Genomic DNA, 25,210 nt, shown 5'->3' on the forward strand with positions numbered 1-25,210 from the left:
TGTGAGGGTCAAACGGCACCAGAAGCAACATTTGACCCTCACACGGTGTGAGACCTGTATGCTCAGGGCTGGAGTGGGTGTGCATGGGTGAGATTGGTTTTCTGTCCATCGGTAATTTTTCCAGGCTCAGTCGGATTTCCATCCGTTCCCTGAGGTTTTACGACGAGATCCAGTTGCTGTTGCCGCAGTTTGTGGATCCCTCATCGGGGTACCGTTTTTACATTGCAGAACAGTTGAAAGACGCCGAGAAAATCCGCTTGTTGCGTTCTCTGGATGTGCCCCTGGAAAACATCCGGGAAATCCTTTCTGGCACGGATGAAGTGGTGGAGCAGGTGATCGAGCAGCACCGGCACAGGTTGAGGCTGCAGATTGAGGAACTGCAGCGCACCTTGCAGCATCTGGATCGGGTGTCCATGCACCACCAGGACATCAGACCCACGCTGGAACAGGAACCTCCCAGCAGAATCCTGAGCCTGGGCCTGATGACCGGGCTTGCAGGGATTGAGGCCACCCGTGAACGGACCTCCAGAATGTTGCTGCATTATGCAGAAGAGCAGGGTCTGAAGGTGGTGTCTCCGTACATGGAGTTGCGCAGCGTGTTCATCAACGACCAGAAGGACCTCTTCAAGCCAGAAATGGTGACGAAGGTGTGTCCCATAGACGATCCCTTTGAAATTGAGCTGGCTTATGCTGTTGAGGGCGATGCAGAGGTGAAAAGCCCGTTTTTGCTCAGGGAAATGCCTGCGGGCACCTACCTGACCCTCACCCATCTGGGTCCTTATGAGCCCTTGCATCTGGTGCATCAGGCCATGCTGGAATACGTGCAGAAGAACAACATGACTTTTCTGGGAGGCATTCGGGAGGTCTACCTGAAGGGGGCTCAGGACACCCCGGATGCCGATGGCTGGATCACCCGTGTCCAGTATCAGGTGGCTGTTTTGCAGTGAGGGGTTGCAGCGGCTTTCATGGGCAAGCCTGCGAAAATGGGTTATATTCTGTCTAGACGTATGGACAAATTGAACAGGCAAGCGTGGCAGGACCTCGCCCGCAAAGAACTGCGGGGCAATGGCCCCGAAACCCTGAACCGGACCACCCCTGAAGGTGTGACCATCAGGCCCCTCTACACGGCAGAAGACCAGCAGAACCTTCCCCAGCAGGAGGCTCTTCCCGGGTTGCCACCTTTCACCCGTGGGGTCAGGGCCACCATGTACACCCACCGGCCCTGGACCATCCGGCAGTATGCAGGGTTTTCTACAGCTGAAGAATCCAACCGCTTTTACCGTGAGAACCTGCGCATGGGTCAGAAGGGGCTTTCGGTGGCCTTCGATCTCGCCACCCACCGGGGCTACGATTCAGACCATCCCAGGGTGACCGGAGATGTGGGCAAAGCGGGTGTGGCCATTGATTCTGTCGAGGACATGAAAATCCTCTTTGAGGGCATTCCGCTGGACCAGATGAGCGTGTCCATGACCATGAACGGGGCGGTGCTTCCGGTGCTGGCGTCTTTCATTGTGGCGGGCGAGGAGCAGGGGGTCTCGCAGGCGCAGCTTTCCGGGACCATCCAGAACGACATTCTGAAAGAATTCATGGTGAGGAACACCTACATTTACCCACCAGAATTCAGCATGCGGATTGTCTCTGACATCATCGAGTACACCGCGAACCACATGCCAAAGTTCAACAGCATTTCCATTTCTGGGTACCACATGCAGGAAGCCGGAGCGAATGCGGCCCTGGAACTGGCTTACACCCTGGCAGATGGCCTGGAATACGTGCGTTCAGCCCTCAAAAAAGGTCTGGACATTGACGCTTTTGCCCCCAGACTCAGTTTCTTCTTCGGGATGGGCATGAATTTCTTCATGGAGGTGGCCAAACTGCGGGCTGCAAGGCTGCTGTGGTCAGAACTGCTGTCTCCTTTTCAGCCCAGAAACCCCCAGAGTCTGGCCCTCAGAACGCACTGTCAGACTTCAGGCTGGAGTTTGACTGCGCTGGATCCATACAACAACATCATCCGCACCACCATTGAGGCCATGGCGGCTGTGATGGGGGGTACCCAGTCCCTGCACACCAATGCTTTTGATGAAGCGCTGGGCCTGCCCACCGAATTCAGTGCCCGCCTTGCCCGCAACACCCAGCTGATTTTGCAGGAAGAAACAGACATCACCCATACAGTGGACCCGTTTGGGGGCAGCCATTTCATGGAAACCCTCACCCATGATCTGGCAGAGGAGGCACGCAAGATCCTCGCAGAAGTGGAAAACCTGGGGGGCATGACAAAAGCGCTGGAGCAGGGCATTCCCAAATTGCGCATCGAGGAGAGTGCGGCCCGCAAACAGGCCCGCATTGACAGCGGTCAGGATGTGATTGTGGGGGTCAACCGCTACCGTTTGGACAGTGAAACCCCTGTAGATGTGTTGCAGATTGACAACGTGAAAGTGCGAAAACAGCAGATTGCCCGCCTGAAACAGATCCGGTCATCACGGGACAGCCAGAAAGTTGATGCTGTCCTGAAAAACCTTGAACAGGCTGGACTTTCTGGAGAAGGGAATCTGCTGGCCCTGAGCATTGAGGCCATGCGGGTGCGTGCCACGGTGGGAGAAGTCAGCACTGCACTGGAACACGCTTTTGGCCGCTACCGTGCAGAGGTGAAAAGCATGACCGGCGTGTACGCCAGCCATTATGCAGACCAGGAACGCATTGCAGACCTCAGAAAACAGACAGAGGCATTTCAGGAGCGCACTGGACGCAGGCCCCGAATTCTGGTGGTCAAACTCGGGCAGGACGGACACGACCGGGGGGCCAGGGTGATTGCCACAGGTCTGGCAGATGTGGGCTTCGATGTGGACCTGGGCTCCCTGTTCCAGACCCCCGAAGAAGCAGCACGTCAGGCCATTGAGAACGATGTGCATGTGGTGGGGGTGTCCACGCAGGCTGCAGGACACCTCACGCTGGTGCCTGACCTGATTGCAGAACTGCAGAAACAGGGGGCCGGTGACATTCTGGTGGTGGCCGGAGGGGTGATTCCGCCGCAAGACCACCACCTGCTGTACGAAGCCGGGGTTTCCGCCATTTTCACACCGGGCACGGTGGTGATGGACGCTGCCCAGGACCTCCTTAATTTGCTGCAAGATGCCCAGTCCTGATTTGCACCGTCCTGATCTGTTTGCTCAGTTGTTGCAGGGGAACCGTCGGGCACTGGCCCGCACCATCACATTGCTGGAAAGCCGCAAACCAGAACATCAAGAGCAGGCCAGAGCCCTGTTGCAACAGCTGCTCCCATACACCGGAAAGGCCCTGAGGATCGGCATCAGTGGGACGCCCGGAGCAGGGAAGAGCACCTTCATTGAGGCTTTTGGGTTGCACCTGATCCAGCAGAATCTGAAAGTGGCTGTCCTGACCATCGACCCAAGTTCAGGCGTTTCAGGCGGGTCCATTCTGGCAGACAAGACCCGCATGGAAAAGCTGTCCAGCCGTCCAGAGGCTTTCATCCGCCCCAGTCCCAGTGCAGGGGTGCTGGGAGGGGTGGCCCTGCACACCCGTGAAGTGATGCTGGCCTGTGAAGCAGCAGGTTTTGAGGTCATCCTGATCGAGACCGTCGGGGTGGGCCAATCGGAAACGCTGGTGTCCAGCCTCACCGATGTCTTTTTGATGCTGACCCTGCCCAATGCTGGAGACGACCTGCAGGCGGTCAAAAGGGGCATTCTGGAACTGGTGGATCTGGTCCTCATCAACAAAACCGACCTTTTGCCCGAAAAGGCCAACCTGACCCAGGTGCAGCTGGAAAGTGCCTTCAGGCTGCAAAAAACAGCGGCAAAAGTGCTGCAGATCAGTGCATTGCAAGGCAAAGGCATTGCTCAGGTTTGGGAGCATCTGAAGCTCTGGCGTGAAAAACACGCTGCAGACCTCTTGCACAAAAGGCAGGACCAGCAGGCCGCGTGGTTTGAGGAGCACCTGAAACAGCTGGTGTGGCTGCATTTTCAGGCGCAGGTGAACCCCCAGAAACGCGAAGCCTTGCGCCAGCAGGCCAGAACAGGCACAATGGACCCGTTGAACGCTGCACATCTCTTGCTGGAGGACACCCATGGAGAAAAGCATTTTCCAGAGGATCATTGACCGCGAAATTCCCTCGCAGATCGTTTACGAAGACGAGCAGTTCATCGCCATTCGGGACATTGCCCCCAAAGCCCCCGTGCACCTGCTGCTGATCCCCAAACGGTTTTCCAGCCGTCTGGATGAGATCTCAGATGCCCAGCACATGGGAGAACTGTTCCTGACCGCCAACAAAGTGGCCCGTGAGCACCTGACCGATTACCGTCTGGTGGTCAATGTGGGCGCAGGAGGCGGGCAGGTGGTGTTCCACACCCACGTGCACATCATGGGGGGCTGGGAAGAAAAATCCGAAGCCGAACACCTGACCGACGCTGCCCAATAAAACCCTTCTGCCGAACCTGCCTTGTAAAAGGCAGGTTTTTTGAAAGGACTTTGATGGAACCTGTTCTGGTGATTCAGGGGATTGGCAACCGCGACAAAACAGGATTTGAGAAAGAAGTCCAGACCCTGCAAAAAGCTTTTGAACAGGCATCTGGGAACAGGAATTTTCAGTTTCTTCCGGTGTTCTGGGGAGATCTGGCAGCCCACACTGAAAATCTGGACGCCTGCATGCCAGATCTGGATCCTGCACCTGCCCTCAGCTTGCCTCCCATTTCTGTGCAGAATGCCCGGATGGGTGATCTGCTTTCCCTGATCAACACCCTTTCTCCTGGGCTGGCAGCGCCAATCAAAGCTCAGCTGGAACAGGCCATCAACCGGGCAGCAGGGGAGACGGTGCGCAATCAACTGGCCCAGTTGTACCAGACCGCCAGGGTCACCAACCGGCACATGATCACCACCTCTCTGGGCGACATTCTGGTGTACCAGCGCAACCAGAGGACCATTCAGAACCGGGTTCTGGAGGTTCTGAAAGCTTTTGATGTGAAAAAATCTGGGTACGGCACAGCAAGAAAACCTGTGCATGTGGTGGCGCATTCGCTGGGTGGCGTGATTGCCCTGGACCTGATTCTGAGGAGTCCCCTTCCCCTGCAGGCAAAATCACTGACCACATTTGGCAGCCAGTTCCCCTATTTTCACCTGATCGATCCCAGACCTTCCATAGGAGCCTATCAGGGGAAGTCCCTCCTGCTTCCGGCCCAGTTGAAGCGCTGGATCAACCTGTGGGAACCTCTGGACCCCCTGGCTTTTGTGGCCTCCAAAATGTTTGTGCTGGCTTCAGGGCAACCTGTTCTTGATGTGCAGGTGCATCCAGAAGGCGGTTTAAACGATTTGCTGAAGGGGCATTACTACACCCACGGGATTTACTGGCAGACCGGGGAATTGCTGGAAGCCCTGCAGAAGAACCTGCAGACTTGACATTTCTCCAGACCTGTAAATATAATTATTACAGGTCTGGAGGTGGGCATGATCACAAGCCGTTTTGCTGTCGCAGTGCATGTGCTGTCCCTGATTGCCCTGACGCCGGACCGCATGTCTTCTTCAGAAGAGATGGCAGGCAGCGTGGGGGTGAATCCGGTGGTGGTGCGCAGTGCCCTGAGCCAGCTCAAACAGGCAGGTCTGGTGCACACGCGTCCAGGGGTGGCTGGTTCCAGACTGACCCGGTCTCCAGAACAGATCACCTTGCTGGACGTGTTTCGGGCAGTGGTGCCTGACCGCGAACTGTTTGGGATGCATGACCGACCCAACCCCGATTGTCCCATCGGACAGAACATCCAGGAATCCCTGGACTGGGTGTTCCTGGAAGCCCGCACAGCCATGGAAGAGCGGTTCTCTGGCATCACCCTGGCTGACTTTGCCGAAGAGCTGACCCGACAGAAGGTGTGAAGATTTTTTTTGGAAAACCTGTAAAATTTATTTTTACAGGAAAGACCTCTCATTGCTCATTGAAAGGAGCACCCATGAAGATTCTCTTGATTGGTTCCACTGGTTTTGTTGGTTCCGCCCTGCTCAAAGAAGCCCTGCACAAAGGCCATGAGGTCACCGCAGTGGTGAGACGCGAAGGTGCCCTGCAAGAAACCGCTGGCCTGAGCGTGGTGCCAGCCACCATCACCAGCAGCGAACAGGTGGCAGACCTTGCCAGAGGACACGATGTGGTGATCGCCTCGGTCAGTGCCCGCAAACCCGGAGACACCCCCATCCCTGAAGTGATTCAAACGGTGGCTGCCGGAGCCCAGCAGGCAGGTGTGAAGCTCTTTGTGGTGGGAGGGGCGGGCAGCCTGGAAGTGGCTCCCGGAGTCAAACTCATGGACATTCCCCAGTTTCCTGCTGAATACAAACACGAAGCCCAGCAGCAGGGTGAAGCCCTGGAACTGCTGAAAAGCACCGACCACAACTGGACCTACCTCAGCCCGGCTGCGATCATTGCCCCCGGAGAGCGCACCACCCAGTACCGCCTCGGAACAGACCAGTTGCTGTCCGATGCTGCCGGAAACAGCAACATCAGTGTGGAAGATTACGCCCACGCTGTCATCAGTGAACTGGAAGACCCCAAGCACGAGCGCCAGAGGTTCACCATCGCTTACTGATTCAAAAAGCAGAAACAACAAACCAGGAGGCCAAAGCCTCCTGGTTTGAATTTCAGATGGGATTACTGGGCAGGCTGAGCAGCTTTGTTCAGGCGCTTGGCCAGACGGCTCTTCTTGCGGGCAGCGGTTTTCTTGTGCAGGGTGCTGCCTTTGGCGGCCTTGTCGATCAGGCTCTCAGCGAAGCTGTGCAGTTCCTTGGCGTTTTCAGCACCGCTCACAGCAGCGTCAACGGCTTTTTTGCTGAAGGTTTTGATGGCGCTCTTTTTGGAACGGTTGTTCTGGCGACGCTTGAGGCTCTGGCGGTGACGCTTTTGTGCAGAAGGGTGACGTAAAGGCATGTTTTGCTCTCTTTCTTCCGGACTTTTGCCGGAGCGGTTCCCATTTTTCGCAGTTCTGGGGAACACGGAGCGCCTGACTGCTTTGCAGCAAGCGCGCACCCGCACTTCTGGGTGCACCTGTGCATTCAAAAATACACAAGCCTTTAAATGGTAGCTCAGGATGCCCAATATTGCAAGGGAGCAGCCATTTGCATTGAAGTGGCTGTCAGGTCAAACGTTCAACTGCTTTGCTGATTCAGGCTGAAACCTGCTTTGGGTTTTTGCTGAAGGCTGACTTCTGGTGGCTGGTTTTCAATAGGCATGAAAGCGCTTTCCTGATTGTATACAGGATGGTAGGCTGAACCGGTGACGACGGCTCGCACCCCTTCTGGACTGACCTCTCAATTGACCCAACTGGCCTGGCCCCTGATGCTCTCCAACCTTGCTTACTCCATGCTGGGCGTGACCGACACGCTGTTCATGGGAAGGCTGGGACAGGTGGAGGTCGGCGCTGTGGGTCTGGGCTGGATGTATGCTTTCACCCTCACCTTGCTGTTTCGCAGTTACACCAACTCGGTGACCACTTTTGTGGCCCGTGCCTTTGGAGCCAATGAACCCCGCGAGATGCGCAAATGGTACGGGGTGTATTTCACGATCTCTGTGCTGCTGGCCCTGATCATTACCCTGCTGGGACAGCCCCTGCTGAACTGGATCGTGCAGCTCAGCAACCCCGAGCCTGAACTGGCAAAAGCCCTGCTGACCTATGCCCGCATCCGTTTGCTGGAAACGCCTTTTGCCCTGCTGGTGATCCTCAATGTGGGGTTCCTGCTGGGGGTGGGCAACAGCCGAATTCCCCTGATCCTCAGCTGGATGACCGTGATCCTCAATGCCCTGCTGGCCTGGGTGTTCATTTTTCAGTTTCATTGGGGGGTGGCAGGTGCAGCCTGGGGAGCTTTCATCTCGGTGGTGGTGCAGTGCGTGGTGAGTTTTGTGGTGCTGTTTAAACTGCATGGGGTGATGCGCCCCCTGTGGCCCCACTGGCGGGACAGTGCGCGCACCCTCAGGCTGGGCATTCCCATGGGACTGGCAGACCTCTCAGAAGTGGCCGGGTTTGCGGTGTTCATGACCATCATCTCCAGGCTGGGCACCCTGGAACTGGCCGCGTCCCAGATCGCCAACCAGATGGCAAGTTTCGGGTTCATGCCTGCTTTTGCCCTCTCGGCAGCAACGGGCAGCCTGGTGTCTCGCTTCATTGGAGAACAGAGTGTGACCACTGCACAGCGGGTGGGGTGGCGGGGCACGGTGCTGGGGGGCAGTTTCATGACCCTGATTGCTGTTGCTTTCATTGCCTTTCCTGTGCCTCTGGTGAACCTCTTCACCCATGATCCTGCACTGGTGGCACTGTGTGTGCAGATCATGCGGGTGATGGCGCTCTATCAGGTGGTGGATGGCATCGCGATCATTCTGGGGGGAGCCCTTTCGGGAGCAGGGGACACCCGGTTTAGAATGCTGGTGACGGTGCTGGGATCCTGGTCTTTGCTGGTGCTTCCTGCTTACCTGCTGACCGAAAACGGTTACGGGGTGCAGGGCGCCTGGATGGGAGCCCTGATTTACATCACAGCCATTGCACTGATTTACCTGTGGCGCTTCTGGAGCGGACGATGGAAAACCAAAACCCTGTAAAACATGTGGAACTGGAACAACTCAAGGCCTACGCTTTCCGGGCACTGGCCCAGAAGCAACTCTCTGAGCATGAACTGCGCACCCGCCTGATCCGCAGAGGGGCCACCCCTGAGCAGTCAGATGCCCTGATTGAACTGCTGAAAAGCTATGGTTACCTCAACGACCAGGAGGTGGCCCGCACCCTGGCCCGCAAACGAGGGGTGGGCAGAGGATACATCCAGCAGAAACTCTATGAAAAAGGGGTCAAGGCCAATGCAAAGACCCTGCGGGATGACGAATCCGAGGAGCAGGAACTTCGAGACCTCATGGAGAGAAACCTGCAGAAATGGCAGCGGGATGGAGAGAAAGGCTTCCGCCGGGCGGTGGGTTTTCTGGTGCGCCGTGGCTTTGAATACGGTAAAGTGCTTAAGCTTCTGAAAGAGGAATTTCAGCTTGACATTGCCGATCTGGACGGGTAAACTACCCTTTGCCGTGGTCACGGGGCGTAGCGCAGCCTGGTAGCGCACTTCGTTCGGGACGAAGGGGTCGTGAGTTCGAATCTCGCCGCCCCGACCACCAACCCCCCCAGCTCTGGGGGGATTTTTCATAGCATCAATCCTCATAGCATCAATCCACAGGAATGAAACCATGCGAATTCTGGCCATTGCCGATCCCCACCTGTCCCGTCACACCCCCAAACCCATGACCATTTTCGGTCCGGGGTGGGCGGGTCATCCTCAAATTTTTTTTGAACGCTGGCATGAAACCGTGCAGCCAGACGATCTGGTCCTGATTCCCGGAGACATCTCCTGGGCCATGCACCTCCCAGAAGCGCTGCTGGACTTGCAGGACATCGCTGCCCTGCCTGGCATCAAAGTGATTTCCAGGGGCAACCACGATTACTGGTGGCCTGCCATCTCCAAACTGCGGGCCGTGCTCCCTGCAGGCATGTATGCCTTGCAGAACGATGCCGTGGTTTTTGGAGACACGGTGATCTGTGGCACCCGGGGCTGGGTCACCCCTGGCACCGAGGGCTTCAAACCCGAAGACGAGAAAATCTACCTGCGGGAAGTGGAACGCCTGAGGCTCACCCTGGAAGCCGCCCGCAAGCTGCAGGGTAAAAAATTGCTGGTGATGTTGCATTATCCCCTCACCAATGCGGCTTTTGAACCCAACGGGTTCACCCGCCTGATCGAGCATCACCGTCCAGATGGGGTGGTTTACGGGCATTTGCATGGCGTGAACCAGGACAAACTGATCAAACACTGGTGTGGCATTCCGCTGCATTTTGTGGCTGCAGATGCCCTGAAGTTTGTGCCAAAAGTGCTGCAGGAAGAGTGATTCTGGCTGCTGGGTCTGACACTGGAACCCTGGGTTCCAGTTTTTTTGTGCATCCAGAACGCCAGAATGCATATTTTTTCTGTGGGTTAAATATCGCAGCAAGTACACCACTTCAGGGGCAACAGTTCAGGCTGTCGTCTGATACGGGGAAAACCATTTTACGGGGCAGTATACCGCGCACGTTAAACAAATTTTCCCTTGGTGTGAAAGTTACGTTATAGTTTGACTCATGCTACGAGTGCTTTTCGTGGGGGATGTTTACGGCAAACCAGGCAGGCGGATCTTCAAAAACCACCTGCCGACCATCCGTGACCAATTTGATTTTGTGATTGTCAACGGGGAGAACTCCGCAGGGGGCTTCGGGATCAACAAAGAAAGCGCGAAAACCCTGCTGGATGCCGGAGCAGACTGCATCACCCTGGGAAACCACACCTGGGACAACCGGGAAGTGTACGAGTTGCTGCAGACCAACCACATCCTCAGGCCCTTTAATTACCCACTGGGCACCCCCGGACACGGGATGCACACCTTCGAGGTCAAAGGGGAGCGCATCACAGTGATCAATGCCATGGGTCGGGTGTGGCTGGATCCCCTGGACTGCCCTTTCACAGGAACCAACACCCTGCTGGAAAGAGAAGACCTGGGCAGCATCTTTGTGGATTTTCATGCAGAGGCCACCAGCGAGAAAACCGCCTACGGCTTTTTCCTGGATGGTCGGGTGGCGGGCGTGGTGGGCACCCACACCCACATTCCCACTGCAGACACCCGGATCCTTCCCAGAGGAACCGGCTACCAGACCGATGCAGGCATGACGGGCGTATTGAACAGTGTGATTGGAGCCGCTCCAGACGGACCCATTTCCAAATTTGTCGACAAAATCCCGGTGCGCTGGAGCACGGCAGAAGGACGGGCGCAACTCAACGGCGTGGTCCTGCATGTTCACAACAACCAGTGCCAGCACATCGAGCGTTATCAGCACACGGAGGAAGAGTAATGCGCACCATCAATCAGGATGTCAACACCCTCGGGCGCGCCCTGGGGACCGTCTTAAAAGAGCAGCAGGGCGAGCGGTTTTTTGAGCTGGTGGAAAAAGTGCGAACCCGCAGCATCGAACTGCGTGAAAACGGAGAGGACACCAGCGAACTGCAGGGTTTCTTCAAGGACCTCAACCTGCTGGATGCGGAATCCCTGGTGCGGGCTTTCTCCATGTACTTCCAGCTGATCAACCTGGCCGAAGAATACGAACGGGTTCGCAAAATCGAGAACTCCGATGGCCCCCACAAGCAGAGTCTGGAAAAAGCCTTCACGGCCCTCAAAGAGCAGGGCATGAAAGCCGAAGACGTGATTGCCCTGGTGGAAGGCCTGCACCTGGGCCTCACCTTCACGGCCCACCCCACCGAGATGCGCCGCCGCACCGTGCGCTTCCACCTGGACAAAATTGCCCGCGATCTGCCCAAACTGGACGATGTGCAGGCCCAGGAACGCGTGACCGCCCATGTGGAAGCCCTGTGGGGCACCCTGGAATTGCGCCACGTGCGCCCCACCGTGCGCGATGAAGTCAAAGGCGGTCTGAACTACATCGAAGTGATTGGTGCCGTGCTGCCTGCCCTGGAAAACGAATTCCGCAGCGCTTTTGAGCGGGTGTATGGCAAGCAGGCCAAACTGCGCCTGCCTTACCACTTCTACTCCTGGATGGGAGGAGACCGGGACGGCAACCCCTTCGTGACCCCCGAAGTCACCCGTGAAACGCTGGCCCTGCACGCAGACCGTGCCCGTGAAATGCTGCGGGCAGACATCCGTGAAGCCTTCTCTGCACTCAGCCACCACCAGACCCGGGTGGAAGCCCCCCGCGAATACAAGGCCGAAGAACCCTGGCGTGAAGTGCTGCAGGCCATCCACAACAATGAATCCATGCGTGGCGATCAGGTGCTGGACCAGATCCGCCACCTGGAGAAAGCCCTGGAGCAGTCCTTCCAGAAGCGTTCTGCCCAGGTGTTCCTGCAACCCGTGATCACCCGCACCCGCACCTTCGGTACCCACCTGGTCAGCCTGGACATCCGCGAGCACTCTGGCAAAACCGGGGCTGCAGTGGCAGAACTCCTGACCTACGCTGGCGTACCCAACTACCAGGACCTGCCTGAAGAAGCCAAGGTCAATGTGTTGCGCAAGGAACTGCAGACCCGCAGGCCCATGCTGCCTGCAGAAGCCGCTCCCAGTGCAGACCTTGAAAGTGTGCTGGGTCCCCTCAGGGCCATCCGCGAGGCGCTGGGCAAGTACGGCCAGGAGTCTTTTGGTCGTTACATCGTTTCCATGAGCGAGAGTGTCTCTGACTTCCTGGAAGTGCTGATCCTGTCGCGTGAAATTGGTGTGCGGGTGCTGCCTGTGCCCCTTTTCGAGACCCTGGAAGACCTGCAGAATGCCCCCAAGATCATGCGCGAGGTGCTCTCCAACGGAGAATACCGCAAGATCCTGGCAGACGACGTGCAGGAAATCATGCTGGGCTACTCAGATTCCAACAAAGATGCGGGTTTCCTGGCTGCAAACTGGGCTTTGCATGAAGCCCAGCGCCTGATCTCTGATGTGTGCCGCGAAGCCGGAGTGCCCTGGCGTTTCTTCCATGGACGCGGGACCTCCATTGGCCGTGGTGGCGGCCCCATGGCCCGCGCCATCCTGGGTCAGCCTGCCGGAACCATCGGAACCGGACTGCGCATCACCGAGCAGGGCGAAGCGCTGGCAGACAAGTACTCCCACCCCAAGATTGCGTTCAGAAACCTGGAGCAGGGCATGTATGGTCTGCTGCTCTCTGCAGCCAAACCTGTGCAGGATTTGCCTGAAAACTGGGTCAAGGCCATGCAGGGGGCTTCCAAAGTCAGCCAGAAAACCTACCGTGAACTGGTGGAGCACCCTGACTTCCTGGAATTCTTTGAACTGGTGACCCCCATCCGGGAGATTGCCCGCCTGAACATCGCCTCCCGTCCGGTGCGCCGTCCCGGCCCAGCCACCCTGCACAACCTGCGGGCCATCCCCTGGGTGATGGCCTGGACCCAGAACCGCGCCAACGTTCCCGGCTGGTACGGTCTGCTGGAAGGTTTAAAGACCATGGATCTGGAGGTCGCCCGTGACATGTACCAGAACTGGCCTTTCTTCAGAAGTGTGCTGGACAACGCCCAGATGAGCCTTGCCAAGACCGACATGATGGTCTTCCAGGCTTACCTGAACCTGGCACCCCACCTCCCTGAACTGGGCCAGAAGATCCAGCAGGCCCACCAGGAAGCCCTGGAACTGGTCCGTCAGGTGGTGCAAGGGGAGATCATGGACAACGAGCCCAACCTCAGAAAGTCCATCCTGCTGCGCAACCCTTACATCGAACCCATCCACAGACTGCAGGTGGAATTGCTCAAGCGTTTCCGCAGCCTGCCCCCGGAAAGCATGGAAGGCAGCGCTCTGGAACGTTCCCTGCTGCTCTCTATTCAGGGGATTGCTGCTGGAGTGCGCAACACGGGCTGATTTCAGAAGCAACTCCAGAAACATTCTGCGGGGCCATGTGCCCCGTTTTTTTGTGGCCTCAGATTTAAAAGATATTTATTTCACGAGCTAGAACAAATGCAAAAAACACCCTTTCAAGAACATTCTTGCATCTGCACCTCAAGCTCTCCCAGAAAAGACGCAAGCCACATGAAGGTTCTGGTGCCCTCTGGAGCCCTGGTCTTTGAAAAGCGTGCAAAGGATTCATCTCGCTGTGAACTGCAAACTGTAAACTTCTCAGCAGGCCTTTTCCACCCCTGCTTTTGACAAATGCTTCAGGGCACCCGGCTCACCCCATACAGGTCACAAATCAGGTCGATGAACACGGGAAGCAGGGCAGGGTCAAACTGTTTGCCTGCAAGCTTTTCCATGTGCACCAGCGTGGTCGGGATGCTCCAGGCTTCTTTGTAGGGCCGCTCGGTGGTGAGGGCATCGAAGACATCCACAATGGTGAAAATGCGGGCCAGGAGCGAGGTCTGCTCTGCCAGCAACTGGTCTGGGTAACCCGATCCATCCCACCACTCATGGTGGCTGCGCACCACATCGCGGGTGGCTTCTGGCAGGAGGGGCATTTGCATGCAGATTTCCGCGCCAATCAGGGTGTGTTCCTGAATCTTGAGGCGCTCTTCCGGGGTCAGTTTGCCGGGTTTCAGCAAAATGGAATCTGGAATGCCAATTTTCCCCACATCGTGCAAATATGCGCCCCAGCGCAGGAAGGTGCGGTCCTCTTCTGGCAGGCCCAACCGCAGGGCAAAGCGTTCACACAGATCCACCACCCGATCTGTATGGCCTTTGGTTTCAAAATCCCGGTATTCCAGGGCCAGACCCAGCGTACGCAGGGTGGCTTCCCGCGTGGACTCCACCTGTTCCAGATAGGTGCGGCGTTCAAATGCATTTTGCAGGCGGCCCAGAATGAAGCGCACCACCTGAACTTCATTGCGGCTGGCTTCCCGGTGTTCTGAGAGGGTGCACAGCACCATCACCCCCATCACTTTCTGCTGCACCTGCACGGGGGCCAGCAGGACGCTTTTCAGGCCCAGTTGATGAAGGTCAGGGCTGGGATTGACCACCTGCTGAAAATCCGGGATGTCCAGCACCTCACGGGCCATCACCGAACGGGGCAGGCGCTCAAAGTCCTGCAAATTGACATTCATCAAGAGGGTCGGATCAAAAGGCAGCGGAACGGCATGCCTGTAAGCCTGCAACTGCCAGCCGTGGGCCAGCCGTTCATAGTAAGCAAACAAATCATAACCGGTGAGCTGAATCAGGGTTTCCAGGGCGGTTTCTGCCACCTCACTGGGCTGGATCAGGGTTTCGATTTTTGCAGAGAGCTCACTGAGCAGCTTGTAACGCTGTGCCCGCTCCTGCACCTGCCATTCCAGCATGTAGCGCTGCATCAGGAGGGCTGCCCGGTCTGCAAAAGACTCAGCAATGCGCACCGATTCGGAGGTGAAGGCCTCTTCGGAATCGAAGTTTTCCAGGTTTAAAATGGCCGCCAGTTTCTGGTGCACCCTCACCTGGGTGGAAAGGCTGACCTGAATCTCATCGATGCGTCCAGAACTTCGCAGGATGCTTTCGATTTCGGGGTCCAGGCGGCCTGCATTGAATTCCCGAAACCTCAGCAGGCGGCTTGCCCGTGGGACTTCATTTTCTGCTCCGATCACCTGGTGGGGAGCAAAACGGATGCGTTGCAAGCCAGGAAGATCGTAACCCTGGGCAGCTTTGAAGGTGTAATGCCCATCCGGATCCACCCCGATCAGGCTTCCGGCCTGGGCACCAGGCACCAGGTGCACGGCACATTCCACCAGGGTGCTGTAAAAATCTTCGGTGCCGTTCTGCAGCAGTTGCAGGTTCAGGTTGTTGAGTTCCTGGTTGATGGCGTCGTTCAGCTCCAGGTGTTGCTGGTGCAGCATCAACAAACGCTGGTACAGCTGGGGGGTGAAGCCCTCGAAATGCTCCAGTGGAAGCTCCAAGCTTAAACAACTTGCTTGTGCAGCACTGTCTCCGAGGATTATGGTGGGACACAGCGGGAAAACTGAACGGGCTTGCTGAATCACCTGGGGAGATGCTTGCAGATCCACCATCAGCAGGTGTATTTTTTCAGACGGGACCACCTCCAGCCCGCTCTGCCAGATCAACTGGATGTCTGTGGGCATCCACTGGGGAGGCGAAGCAGGGCTGACCAGCAGGATTGTAAAAACATTTTGCTTCATGGTCCTCCTGCCAATGTGCCTTGAGAACAGCTTTCTGATGTGACGGGCATTGAACCTGCCTGTACAGACATGAAGCCTCTTAAAGGTATATTATGCTATTTGCGGCATCTGCCGTGTGATTTTTTGAGGTGCACAATGTTCATCACCGACAAACCGAGAGTTGGCGTTTTTATCGACACCCAGAACCTGTACCACTCTGCACGGGACTACTACGAGAGGACCGTCAATTTTGAAAGGGTCCTGGAATATGCCTTACAGGGCAGGCATCTGGTGCGGGCCATCAGTTATGTGGTGGAAAAAGAAGGAGACACCAGCGCCTGGCCTTTCATCTACAAACTCAGCACGCTGGGCTACAAGGTCAGGCGCATGACCCTGCAGTACCACCACACCACCGAACAGGGCAAAGTGATCTGGGAAGGCAACTGGGACATGGGCATCGTGGCAGACATGATGCGCCTGATCGACAGCCTGGACGTGATTGTGCTGGGCAGCGGAGACGGAGACTTCGCAGATGTGCTGGAGGTCTTCATGGAGCGAGGAAAACGGGTCGAGGTGATTGCCTTCAAGGAAACCACCGCCCAGAAACTCATCGACTGTGTGGACAAATTCACCCATCTGGTGGACATTGACCATGGCCTGATGCCCATCAAGGGCAACAAGAACAGTCCTGCCACCCAGGTCTGAGCTTTTTCAAACCATGCGCAGTTGCCAGACTGCGCACTTTTCATGGAGCGACCACAATGAACCTGCTGGACTTTGAACTTCCCGACCACCTGATTGCCCAGACGGGCACAGAGCCGCGGGACCACAGCCGCCTGATGGTGGTGTCCCCTGAAGGCCCCGAGCACCGCATTTTCAAGGATCTGCTGGAATACCTGCAGCCTGGAGACGTGATGGTTTTCAACGAGTCGCGGGTGATTCCGGCACGCCTGTATGCCCGCAAAGCCTCTGGAGGCACCATCGAGGTGCTCTTGCTGAGGGAAAAAGAACACAAGGTGTGGAGTGCCTACCTGAAACCTGCCCGCAAGGCCAACAGCACCCTGTATTTTGGCGACGGCACCCTCACTGCAGAGGTGACAGGCACGCTGGAAGATGGAGCACGCCTGCTGACCTTCAATGAGGACATCAAACCTCACCTGCATGCACTGGGCACCTTGCCCCTGCCTCCCTACATCCAGAATACGGTGGCAGGAGAGCGCTACCAGACGGTGTATTCCCGCACCGAAGGCAGTGTGGCTGCACCCACCGCAGGGCTGCACTTCACTCCAGAACTGCTGTCCCGCATTGACGCCATGGGTGTGGAACGTCACCACCTGACCCTGCATGTGGGCGCAGGCACCTTCAAACCCATTTCTGGCAGCATCCATGAGCATGTGATGCACGAGGAACAGTTCGTGATCTTCGAGGAGACGGCTGCCGCCATCAACCGGGCCAGAAAAGAAGGCCGCAGGGTCATCGCCGTGGGAACCACCACCGTCAGGGCGCTGGAAAGTGCCGTGCAGAATGGTGAAGTGCAGGCTGGAGCAGGGGAGACCCGCATCTTCATTCACCCCCCCTACACCTTTCAGGTGCCGGATCTGCTGATCACCAATTTCCACCTTCCCCATTCCACACTGCTGCTGCTGGTGGGTGCTTTTGCTGGTGAAAAGCAGATTGCAGAGGCTTACCAGACGGCCATTGCAGAAAGCTACCGGTTTTACAGCCTGGGAGATGCCATGTTGCTGTACGGCAACAGCGATTCCGGTTCAGCTTTGTAAACGTTTCAGTGTGTCAAGTAGAGAAAAAGTTTCAAAATGCTCCTGGCACCTGTCCCACCCAGAAAAAAATAAGCAAAAACCACTAGAGAAAAATTTTGGAGTCGGGTTATACTTTCGCCATGAACGACAACCCATTGCTCAGCCTCGGGTTTGACCTGCCCTTTGAGGACATCAAACCTGAGCATTTTGAAGCCGCCATCGATGTGCAGATCCAGCAGGCCGAACAGGAACTGAAAGACCTGCTGGAGGTGCAGGGTGAACGCACCTACCTGAACACCCTGAAGGCCTATGACCGCCTGGCAGAACCCCTCACCCGCAGCTACATCCTGCTTTTGCACCTCAACTCAGTGGTGACCGGGCCAGAAGTGCGGGCCACCCTGCAGGCCGTGCAGCCCAAAGTCACCAGCTTTTTCACCCGGTTTTCGCTCTCACAGCCGCTCTATCAGGCCCTTAAAGATTATGCCGCCACTCCAGATGCCCAGTTCCTGACCGGAGCCAAGCGCCGCCTGCTGGAACTGGCCCTGGATGACTTCCGCAGAAGTGGTGCAGATTTGCCTGCAGAGAAAAAGCAGCGCATGGAAGAAATCAACATGCGCCTCTCTGAGATCTGCACCCAATTCAGCCAGAATGTGGTGGATTCCACCGCTGAATTTGAGCACCTGATCGAAGACGAAAGCAAACTTGCCGGTCTTCCTGCAAGTGCAAGGGCTGCTGCAAGGCAGAATGCCGAATCCAAAGGCAAACCTGGCTGGCGCTTCACCCTGCAACAGCCCAGCTACCTTCCGGTGATCTTCTACCTGGACGATCCTGAAATTCGCAAAGCCATGTACACCGCCTACAACCAGCGGGGCAGTGAAGACCCTTACAACAACGAACCCCTGATCAACGAAATTCTGGCCCTCAGAAAAGAAAAAGCAGAATTGCTGGGCTACCAGGACTTTGCAGATCTGGTGCTGGAAGACCGCATGGCCAAAAATGGAGCACGCGCCCTGCAGTTCGAGCAGGACATGACCCTCAAGATCCGTCCCTTTTTCGAGCGGGAAAACGCCGAACTGATGGAATACCGCCGTGCGCTGGAAGGGGAGGATGCCCCGGAACTCGAACCCTGGGATGTCAGCTATTATGCTGAAAAACTCCGCAAAGCCAGCTATGACTTTGATGAGGAAGCCCTCAAACCCTACTTCGCAGTGGACCGGGTGATGGCAGGCCTCTTTGAAATCACCCGCAGGGTGTACGGGGTCACCATTCAGGAAGTCAAGGGCGTGCAGGTGTGGCACCCAGAAGTCAAAACCTACGAGATTTACAATGAAGCTGGACAGCTGCTGGCCCGCTTCTTTGCAGACTGGTTCCCCCGTGAAAGCAAACGCAGCGGAGCCTGGATGAACAGCTTCATGACCGGAGACCGCGATGGGGCTTTTGAACCCCACCTGTGCCTGATGTGCGGAAACCTCACCCCTCCTGTAGGGGACGAACCTGCCCTGCTGACCCACAGCGATGTGGAAACCATCTTCCATGAATGGGGACACCTGATTCACCATGCCCTCAGCGATGTGGAAGTGAAGAAACTGGCGGGCACCAACGTGGCCTGGGACTTTGTGGAGCTTCCCTCCCAGATCATGGAAAACTGGGCCTGGGAACGGGAGGCCCTGGACCTCTTTGCGCACCACCACCAGACCGGAGAAACCATCCCCGATGAACTCTTTGAAAAAATGGTGGCCGCCCGCAACTTCCGTGCCGCCAGTGTGGCCATGCGCCAGCTTTCTCTGGGCACCACGGACCTGATGCTGCACATGAAATACAACCCTGAGGCGGACGGCAGTGTGCTGGATTACAGCCGCAACCTGCTGGGTCAATTCATGGCGGTCAAACCCGGAGCAGAATTCAAGATGATCACCGCCTTCACCCACCTGTTTGCTTCCCCAGTGGGATATGGAGCAGGCTACTACTCCTACAAGTGGGCAGAGGTGCTGGATGCAGATGCGTTCAGCCGCTTCCGCGAAGAAGGCATCTTCAACCGGGCCACCGGGCAGGACTTCCTGGACAAGATCCTCTCCAGAGGGGCCAGCGAAGACCCGGCCAAACTCTTCCGGGACTTCATGGGCCGTGACCCCAACCCCGATGCACTGCTGGAACGTTCAGGTCTGCTGGTCTGATTTCTGGTGGGATTTGGAAGTGCACGAGAGAGGCTGCAAAGCCTCTCTTTTCTGTTGCTGCAAGTTCATGCCACTTGTGAAAGACCCCCACAAGCAGCCTGATTTCAGGTGGGTGGTGTACCTTTTTCAGAAAAGACCTTTAAAATGGGAGGGTGACCAGACTGCAAATTGCACCAAGCATCCTCTCTGCTGATTTCTCACGGCTGGGCCTGGACCTTCAGGAAGCTGAAACTGCCGGATCCACGTGGGTGCACATCGATGTGATGGATGGCCAGTTCGTCCCCAACATCACCATCGGCCCCCTCATCGTAGAAGCAGTAAAACGCTCATGCAACCTGTACCGGGACGTGCACCTGATGGTGGACCGACCCGAACGTTACATTGCAGACTTCGTGCAGGCCGGAGCCCAGAACATCACTGTGCATGCCGAAGCCACCCCCCACCTGCACCGCGCTGTGCACCTGATCAGGGAACTGGGCGCACAGGCTGGAGTGGCCCTCAATCCTGGAACCCCCCTGGAAATGATCCGTCCCTTGCTTCCAGATCTGGACCTGGCCTTGATCATGACCGTCAACCCCGGTTTTGGAGGGCAGAAATTCATCCCTGCTGCTCTGGAACGCATCAGAACCCTGCGAAGCTGGCTGGATGAAGTGAACCCCACCTGTCACCTGGAAGTGGATGGTGGGGTCAACCTGCAGACCGTGGAAAGTGTGGTGCGTGCCGGAGCCAACATCCTGGTGGCAGGCAGTGCAGTCTTCAATCCCGGCGGCATTGCCCGCAACTTCAAGGCCCTCACGGAGGCTGCATGCGCCTGCGTGTAGACCTTCTGCCCCACGGTGAGTATTCCGACACCGTGATCGTGGTGGATGTGCTGAGGGCCACCACCACCGCCACGGTGTTTCTGGAGCACCATGCAGACCGCCTGCTGTTTTCGGGCAGCATTGAAGAGTCGCTGGGCATGAAAGCAGAGAACACCATCATTGCCGGAGAGCGTGGCGGTCTGGCGGTGGCCGGATTTGACCTGGGGAACAGCCCCATTGAAGCTGGTGCAGGCTCATATGCAGGCAAAACCGTGGTGATGAACACCACCAACGGCACCTACGCTGCCCGTGTCGCATCTGCAAGCGCCAAGCACGTTTTGCTGGGAGCCCTGCGCAACGCCCACGCAGCCGCACGCAAGGCCAAAGGTCTGGCCGTCGAAGAGATTGCCATTGTGTGCTCTGGAGAACGGGGCCGGGCCTCTCTGGACGACACCTACACAGCCGGGGTGCTCTGCGAGTACCTGCTGGCCATGGGAGAATTCACCCTCAACGACGGTGCCCGCATTGCCCTCACCCTGCGCAGGCAGGTGGGAGACCCCATCGAACCCCTGTCCAGCAGCTCTGGAGGCATGAGCCTGGAAAGCAAGGGCCTGGGGGAAGACATCCGTTTCTGTGCCCGCATCAGTGAAAGCACCATCGTGCCCACCCTGCAAAGCACCCAGGACGGACAGGTGATCTTTGTTTCCAGCTGAGCTGCCCTTCAACGGACCATCAGCACCTGACAGCCAGCTGATTTTTCCATGACCTGCCGCTGATACAAAAGATTCGTGAGAGTCTTTCGTTCCAGCGTTCTGTTCATGGGCACCACCAACACCACCCGCACCCAGATGGCCGAGGCCCTGCTGAGACACCATGCAGGAGACCGCTTCGAGGTGTACAGTGCGGGTCTGGAAGCAGGCCAGATTCATCCTTACACCCGCCTTGTGCTGCAAGAACTGGGCATCCGCATGGATGGCCAGCGTCCCAAACGCCTTAAAGATTATCTGGGGATCACCTACAATTACCTGATCACCCTCACCGAAGAAAACGAAGATGCTCCCATCTTCCCCGGTGTGAGCACCCGTCTGGACTGGACCACTTCCAGACCCCAGCCTGCAACCAGCAGTGAAGAAGATGTGCTCAATGCCTACCGGGTGGTGCGCAACCAGCTGGATGTGCAGATCCACACCTTCCTGATGGAATACGATTTGTTCAAACTGGGCGCAAAAGCTTTGCTGTAAAGCGCTTTTCAGATGCAGGCTGGAAGCGCTTTGCTGAGAAGTTTACAGTTCACAGTTTTCAGTTCACTGCAAGAGAAAGTGTTTGCAGGAACCGCGGGGAAAACTTTCCTGAAGTCACTTCACCCGCAGCTTCAGGCGTTCTTCCACAGCCAGTCTGTCCACCCGTTCGTTGAACTCATGCCCGGAGTGGCCTTTGACCCACACGAACTTCAGGTCATGCACTTTTGCCAGGGCAATCAGTTCTTCCCACAAATCCTGGTTCTTCACGGGTTCTTTGCTGGCGGTTTTCCAGCCGTTTCTCTGCCAGTTCAGCACCCATTTCTGGGTGAAGGCATTGCGCAAATACTGGCTGTCGGTCACCACCATCACCACACAGGGCCGCTTCAGTGCCTTCAGCCCTTCCAGCAGACCGGTCAATTCCATGCGGTTGTTGGTGGTCTCAGAGGCATTTCCTTTGAGTTCCATTTCTTTTGACCCATAACTCAGGATGCAGGCCCACCCGCCATGACCGGCCTGGGTGTCACAGGCCCCATCGCAATACAAATACACATGCTCACCAGTTGGGGGCTTTTCGGGGCGGATGCAGGAAAGAACGGGAACGGTCATTTTGGGCATTTTACTATAGGCCGAGAGCCAATGGCCAAGGGCAGAGGGCAAGTTTAAAAAGCTTTTGCAGCAGCAGCTGGTTTTTGACAGCCAGCTTTCACTAAAGCACTTTGGGCTATCGGCCCTCGTCAAAAAACCAACAAAAAAGGACGGGAGAAATCCCGTCCCATGCAAACCCTTAAATTTAGAGTTCGTCTTTGAGGGTGGTGGCCACTTTGAAGCGGATCTTCTTCCCGGAGGGAATGGTGATGCGCTCTTTGGTGCCGGGACGCACGCCCTGACGCTCTTTGGTGCTGGTCACAGACAGGGTGCCCAGACCGGGCAGGCCCACGCTCTTGCCCTCTTTGAGGGAGTCAACGATTGCGTCCAGAACGACGGAAATGGCTTCTCCGGCATCTTTTTTGCTGAGTTTGGTCTTGCTGGCGACGATGTCGATCAGTTGGGTTTTGGCGATTTTTTCGGCCATGAGATGTACTCCTTGACGTAATGTCCAGCGTTTGAGGCTGCGGGCTCAAGATAGCACATAATTTGAATTTGCGCTATGGGTGGTCAAAAAACCGATTTCGTGTAAAAATGGTTGGCAACTTTTACACTTCACAAGGCAAAGACCGTGTTCAGAACAGGGTTTTTCTGAAACTGCTTGAAAATGACATTTTCAAGCAGTGTGCTGGACGGGATTTTTTTGATTAAGGTGCAGAGGGGAACTTTTTTCAGCAGCTTTCCGTATCCTGATGCATGAGTGACTTTTTGAAACCCAGCAACCTCGACGCCCCCCAGGGTGTCTTCAGCAAAGAAGAACAGACTTACGCCATCATTCAACACCTTTCTGCACTGGCAGGACTCCTGATTCCCACCAGTTTTGGAAATGTCATTGGTGCGCTGGTGGCCTGGCTGGTCTTCCGGGACCGTTCCTCCAACCTCAATGAGCAGGGCAAAGAAGTGCTGAACTACCAGATCTCCGTGACCCTGTACCTGTGGGCTGCGGGCATCATTGCCACTGTGCTGGGCTTTGTGACCTTCGGTCTGGGCTTCCTGCTGACCGTTCCTGCCATGGGCATCCTGTGGGTGCTGTCCCTGATCCCCAGCTTCATTGGTGTGAGTGAAGCCAGCAAGGGCAATTTTTACCGTTACCCCTACACCATCCGTCTGCTTTAAGAAGTTCACAGTAGACAGTTCACAGCAAGCAAACCCTGACCCGACAGAACTTCTGTCGGGTTTTTGCTGGTTTCACCAGAAGAAGGAGATTCGTTTTTTGCTGTTTGCCCTCTGTCCTTCTTGACCCCAATACGCGCCTTCTTGCCTCTTAAAGCGTGCCTCCGGGACCCCCGATCAAAACTGAGGCGCTCAAATGCGGCTTGATCAGCGCTGGGTCACTCGGCTCTCGGCATCTCCTCAATGCTTTCTGCCCCTGGTTTCTGTTCCCCCAATCCCACAGAACCTTTCTTGCCCCTCTGCTACACTGGACCTGAATGTCAAAGAAACCCACCGATTCGCAACACGAGAAATACCGCAGCAAAGAGAGAAAACCACAGACCAACCGCAAGGCCACCGAGCAGACCGATTCTGGATTTGCAGATCCTGCTCTGGCTTACCTGCACAAGAAGCGTCTGTTCACTGAACTCCTTTATGAACACTACAGTGGAAAAGAAGCCACCATTTACGTGCTGGACAGTGCAGACGGATTGCTGGCCGCCAAGATCTACACCGATGCCCGCATTCGCAGTTTCCAGCGGGATGAGCTGTACCAGGAAGGCCGTTTCATCACCAACAACAAGGCCAAGAAGGCCATGATGACGGCCCGCAAATTTGGCATCACTTCTGATCAGGCACAGTGGGTAAGCAGTGAATTTCAGTTCCTCTCAGACCTTTTTGTGGCAGGTTTGCCTGTTCCTGAGCCCATCGAGGTGGCCGGAAAGGTGCTGATCATGCGTTTCATCGGAGACCATGATGCACCTGCGCCCCGCATGAGTGATGTGCGCATGGAGTGGAAAGAAGGGGCGGCGTTTTTTCAGCAGGCCCTGGATCTTTATGCACGCATGCTCAAACTGGGGTACATCCATGGAGATTATTCTGCATACAACATGCTGATTTTTGAAGACCAGCTGGTCCTGATTGATTTTCCCCAGACCATCAAGTGGCGCGAGCATCCCAAGCCCATCAAGGTGATGGAGCAGGACATGCGGGGCCTCACCATGAGTTTCAGCAAGTACACCAAATGCACGCCAGAGGAGGCCCTGCAAGAGGTCATCAAACGGTCTGGCATTTCTGAAGGGGAACTCCGGGCCTGAGCCCAGACAGGACCATCAGAGGGTATAAAATGTTCTCTGATGAACCTGCTTGCCGTTTTTGCACACCCTGACGATGAACTCTGGTGCGTGGGCACCCTCAAGAAACATCTGGAGCGCGGAGACCGGGTGATGCTGGTCTGGACCACCCTGGGAGAAATGGCCAGCCAGTACGCAGACAAAACCCACGAGGAAGTGCGGGAAATTCGCCAGCAACACGGGGCTTTTGTGGCCGGGGAGATTGGCTGTGAGTACCGCTTTCTGGACATGGGGGATTCCCGCATGACCGGGGGGCGCGAGGAGGCTTTGCAACTGGCTCGCCTGTACTCGGAGTTCCAGCCCGATTCCGTGATCACCTGGGACGATTTCAGCCCGCACCCCGACCACCGCATGACGGCCAGAATTGCTTTTGATGCCCTGACCCTCACGCGCATTCCCAAGATCATCAATGAAGGCCTCACGGACATCCTGGAAGCCCACCGCAAGGCCATCAAGTTCTACCAGTATTACACCCAGCATGCGACCTTCCCGGCGGTGCATGTGGAGGTCACAGGGCAGATGGAAACCAAGCTGAAACTGTTTTCTTTTTACCGGGACTTCTACCAGTGGCCTTATTCCAGCCAGGAATTCGAGGCAGAATTCAGGCGTTGCGGTCAGGAATCAGATGTCAAATTCGCCGAGAAATTCACGCTGCGCCGGGTTTACGCTCCAGCCCATGATTTTTTAAGATGATCC

25 protein-coding genes and 1 tRNA gene are annotated in these 25,210 nt (G+C 56.3%); 22 read left to right on the forward strand and 4 right to left on the reverse strand.

Going from position 1 to position 25,210, the window contains the following annotated elements; all coding sequences use genetic code 11:
• The first annotated feature begins 83 nt into the window (after positions 1–83).
• From IEY52_RS08875 to IEY52_RS08905, 7 genes are all read left to right on the forward strand, one after another.
• Positions 84–947 carry a MerR family transcriptional regulator gene (locus IEY52_RS08875; RefSeq protein ID WP_189002325.1) on the forward strand — a complete coding sequence of 288 codons (864 nt, stop codon included), beginning with the start codon at positions 84–86 and terminating at the stop codon, positions 945–947.
• A gap of 60 nt (positions 948–1,007) precedes the next feature.
• Complete coding sequence (gene scpA / locus IEY52_RS08880) at positions 1,008–3,143, forward strand: methylmalonyl-CoA mutase (RefSeq protein WP_189002326.1); 2,136 nt, start codon at positions 1,008–1,010, stop codon at positions 3,141–3,143.
• The gene (gene meaB, locus IEY52_RS08885; protein WP_189002327.1) at positions 3,130–4,113 is read left to right on the forward strand and encodes a methylmalonyl Co-A mutase-associated GTPase MeaB; all 984 of its coding nucleotides are present in this window, start codon (positions 3,130–3,132) and stop codon (positions 4,111–4,113) included. Before scpA ends, meaB begins: the two co-directional genes overlap by 14 nt.
• A complete protein-coding gene (locus IEY52_RS08890; RefSeq protein WP_189002328.1) occupies positions 4,082–4,432 on the forward strand; it encodes a histidine triad nucleotide-binding protein in 351 nt (116 codons plus the stop codon). Before meaB ends, IEY52_RS08890 begins: the two co-directional genes overlap by 32 nt.
• 53 nt (positions 4,433–4,485) lie before the next feature.
• On the forward strand, positions 4,486–5,406 hold the full coding sequence (locus IEY52_RS08895; protein ID WP_189002329.1) for an alpha/beta fold hydrolase: 921 nt from the start codon (positions 4,486–4,488) through the stop codon (positions 5,404–5,406).
• Between the two features lie 48 nt (positions 5,407–5,454).
• Positions 5,455–5,874: an Rrf2 family transcriptional regulator gene (locus IEY52_RS08900; protein WP_189002330.1), complete on the forward strand. Its 420-nt coding sequence runs from the start codon at positions 5,455–5,457 to the stop codon at positions 5,872–5,874.
• Positions 5,875–5,948: 74 nt separating this feature from the next.
• The gene (locus IEY52_RS08905; protein ID WP_189002331.1) at positions 5,949–6,575 is read left to right on the forward strand and encodes an NAD(P)-dependent oxidoreductase; all 627 of its coding nucleotides are present in this window, start codon (positions 5,949–5,951) and stop codon (positions 6,573–6,575) included.
• 62 nt (positions 6,576–6,637) lie between these two features.
• On the opposite strand, the gene rpsT is transcribed toward IEY52_RS08905, so the two are convergent.
• Positions 6,638–6,913 (reverse strand): 30S ribosomal protein S20, encoded by a 276-nt coding sequence (gene rpsT, locus IEY52_RS08910; protein WP_189002332.1) that lies wholly within the window; start codon positions 6,911–6,913, stop codon positions 6,638–6,640.
• Between the two features lie 345 nt (positions 6,914–7,258).
• Between rpsT and IEY52_RS08915 the strand changes: the two genes are divergently transcribed.
• The 6 genes from IEY52_RS08915 (at position 7,259) to IEY52_RS08940 (ending at position 13,402) form a co-directional block, all read left to right on the forward strand.
• Positions 7,259–8,575: an MATE family efflux transporter gene (locus IEY52_RS08915; protein WP_189002333.1), complete on the forward strand. Its 1,317-nt coding sequence runs from the start codon at positions 7,259–7,261 to the stop codon at positions 8,573–8,575.
• Positions 8,554–9,033, forward strand: a complete 480-nt coding sequence (locus IEY52_RS08920) for a regulatory protein RecX (protein ID WP_189002334.1) — start codon at positions 8,554–8,556, stop codon at positions 9,031–9,033. The genes IEY52_RS08915 and IEY52_RS08920 overlap by 22 nt, the downstream gene beginning before the upstream one ends.
• Positions 9,034–9,053: 20 nt before the next feature.
• A tRNA-Pro gene (locus tag IEY52_RS08925) sits at positions 9,054–9,130 on the forward strand.
• A 72-nt stretch (positions 9,131–9,202) separates the two neighbouring features.
• Complete coding sequence (locus tag IEY52_RS08930; protein ID WP_189002335.1) at positions 9,203–9,895, forward strand: metallophosphoesterase; 693 nt, start codon at positions 9,203–9,205, stop codon at positions 9,893–9,895.
• A 229-nt stretch (positions 9,896–10,124) separates the two neighbouring features.
• Positions 10,125–10,889: a TIGR00282 family metallophosphoesterase gene (locus IEY52_RS08935; protein WP_189002336.1), complete on the forward strand. Its 765-nt coding sequence runs from the start codon at positions 10,125–10,127 to the stop codon at positions 10,887–10,889.
• Entirely contained in the window at positions 10,889–13,402 is a 2,514-nt protein-coding gene (locus tag IEY52_RS08940; RefSeq protein WP_189002337.1) for a phosphoenolpyruvate carboxylase, read from the forward strand. Before IEY52_RS08935 ends, IEY52_RS08940 begins: the two co-directional genes overlap by 1 nt.
• Positions 13,403–13,695: 293 nt before the next feature.
• Here the strand turns inward: IEY52_RS08940 and IEY52_RS08945 are convergent, their stop codons facing one another.
• The gene (locus tag IEY52_RS08945; protein WP_189002338.1) at positions 13,696–15,633 is read right to left on the reverse strand and encodes an HD domain-containing phosphohydrolase; all 1,938 of its coding nucleotides are present in this window, start codon (positions 15,631–15,633) and stop codon (positions 13,696–13,698) included.
• A 135-nt stretch (positions 15,634–15,768) separates the two neighbouring features.
• On the opposite strand from IEY52_RS08945, the gene IEY52_RS08950 reads away from it, so the two are divergent.
• The 6 genes from IEY52_RS08950 to IEY52_RS08975 all read left to right on the forward strand — a co-directional run bounded on the left by IEY52_RS08950 (position 15,769) and on the right by IEY52_RS08975 (position 21,584).
• The gene (locus IEY52_RS08950; RefSeq protein ID WP_189002339.1) at positions 15,769–16,317 is read left to right on the forward strand and encodes a LabA-like NYN domain-containing protein; all 549 of its coding nucleotides are present in this window, start codon (positions 15,769–15,771) and stop codon (positions 16,315–16,317) included.
• A gap of 56 nt (positions 16,318–16,373) precedes the next feature.
• Positions 16,374–17,390, forward strand: coding sequence for a tRNA preQ1(34) S-adenosylmethionine ribosyltransferase-isomerase QueA (gene queA, locus IEY52_RS08955; protein ID WP_189002340.1), 1,017 nt, complete (start codon positions 16,374–16,376; stop codon positions 17,388–17,390).
• A gap of 119 nt (positions 17,391–17,509) precedes the next feature.
• Positions 17,510–19,543, forward strand: a complete 2,034-nt coding sequence (locus IEY52_RS08960; RefSeq protein ID WP_189002341.1) for a M3 family metallopeptidase — start codon at positions 17,510–17,512, stop codon at positions 19,541–19,543.
• Positions 19,544–19,695: 152 nt separating this feature from the next.
• Positions 19,696–20,364: a ribulose-phosphate 3-epimerase gene (gene rpe / locus IEY52_RS08965; RefSeq protein WP_189002342.1), complete on the forward strand. Its 669-nt coding sequence runs from the start codon at positions 19,696–19,698 to the stop codon at positions 20,362–20,364.
• The gene (locus IEY52_RS08970) at positions 20,349–21,056 is read left to right on the forward strand and encodes a 2-phosphosulfolactate phosphatase (protein ID WP_189002343.1); all 708 of its coding nucleotides are present in this window, start codon (positions 20,349–20,351) and stop codon (positions 21,054–21,056) included. The genes rpe and IEY52_RS08970 overlap by 16 nt, the downstream gene beginning before the upstream one ends.
• A 75-nt stretch (positions 21,057–21,131) precedes the next feature.
• A complete protein-coding gene (locus IEY52_RS08975) occupies positions 21,132–21,584 on the forward strand; it encodes an arsenate reductase ArsC (protein WP_189002344.1) in 453 nt (150 codons plus the stop codon).
• 114 nt (positions 21,585–21,698) lie between these two features.
• Here IEY52_RS08975 and rnhA read toward each other — a convergent pair whose 3' ends face one another.
• Together rnhA and IEY52_RS08985 are read right to left on the reverse strand one after the other, a co-directional pair.
• A complete protein-coding gene (gene rnhA / locus IEY52_RS08980; RefSeq protein ID WP_189002345.1) occupies positions 21,699–22,190 on the reverse strand; it encodes a ribonuclease HI in 492 nt (163 codons plus the stop codon).
• A 184-nt stretch (positions 22,191–22,374) separates the two neighbouring features.
• Positions 22,375–22,656, reverse strand: a complete 282-nt coding sequence (locus IEY52_RS08985; RefSeq protein ID WP_189002346.1) for an HU family DNA-binding protein — start codon at positions 22,654–22,656, stop codon at positions 22,375–22,377.
• Between the two features lie 269 nt (positions 22,657–22,925).
• Here IEY52_RS08985 and IEY52_RS08990 point away from each other — a divergent pair, with 269 nt between their 5' ends.
• From IEY52_RS08990 to IEY52_RS09000, 3 genes are all read left to right on the forward strand, one after another.
• The gene (locus tag IEY52_RS08990; RefSeq protein ID WP_189002347.1) at positions 22,926–23,345 is read left to right on the forward strand and encodes a DUF4870 domain-containing protein; all 420 of its coding nucleotides are present in this window, start codon (positions 22,926–22,928) and stop codon (positions 23,343–23,345) included.
• Positions 23,346–23,659: 314 nt separating this feature from the next.
• Positions 23,660–24,478 (forward strand): RIO1 family regulatory kinase/ATPase domain-containing protein, encoded by an 819-nt coding sequence (locus IEY52_RS08995; protein WP_189002348.1) that lies wholly within the window; start codon positions 23,660–23,662, stop codon positions 24,476–24,478.
• Positions 24,479–24,517: 39 nt separating this feature from the next.
• Positions 24,518–25,207, forward strand: coding sequence for a PIG-L deacetylase family protein (locus tag IEY52_RS09000; protein ID WP_189002349.1), 690 nt, complete (start codon positions 24,518–24,520; stop codon positions 25,205–25,207).
• Positions 25,208–25,210: the final 3 nt, after the last annotated feature.

The sequence above is a fragment of the Deinococcus roseus genome, assembly GCF_014646895.1.
In the GTDB taxonomy this organism is placed as follows: Bacteria; Deinococcota; Deinococci; order Deinococcales; family Deinococcaceae; genus Deinococcus_C; species Deinococcus_C roseus.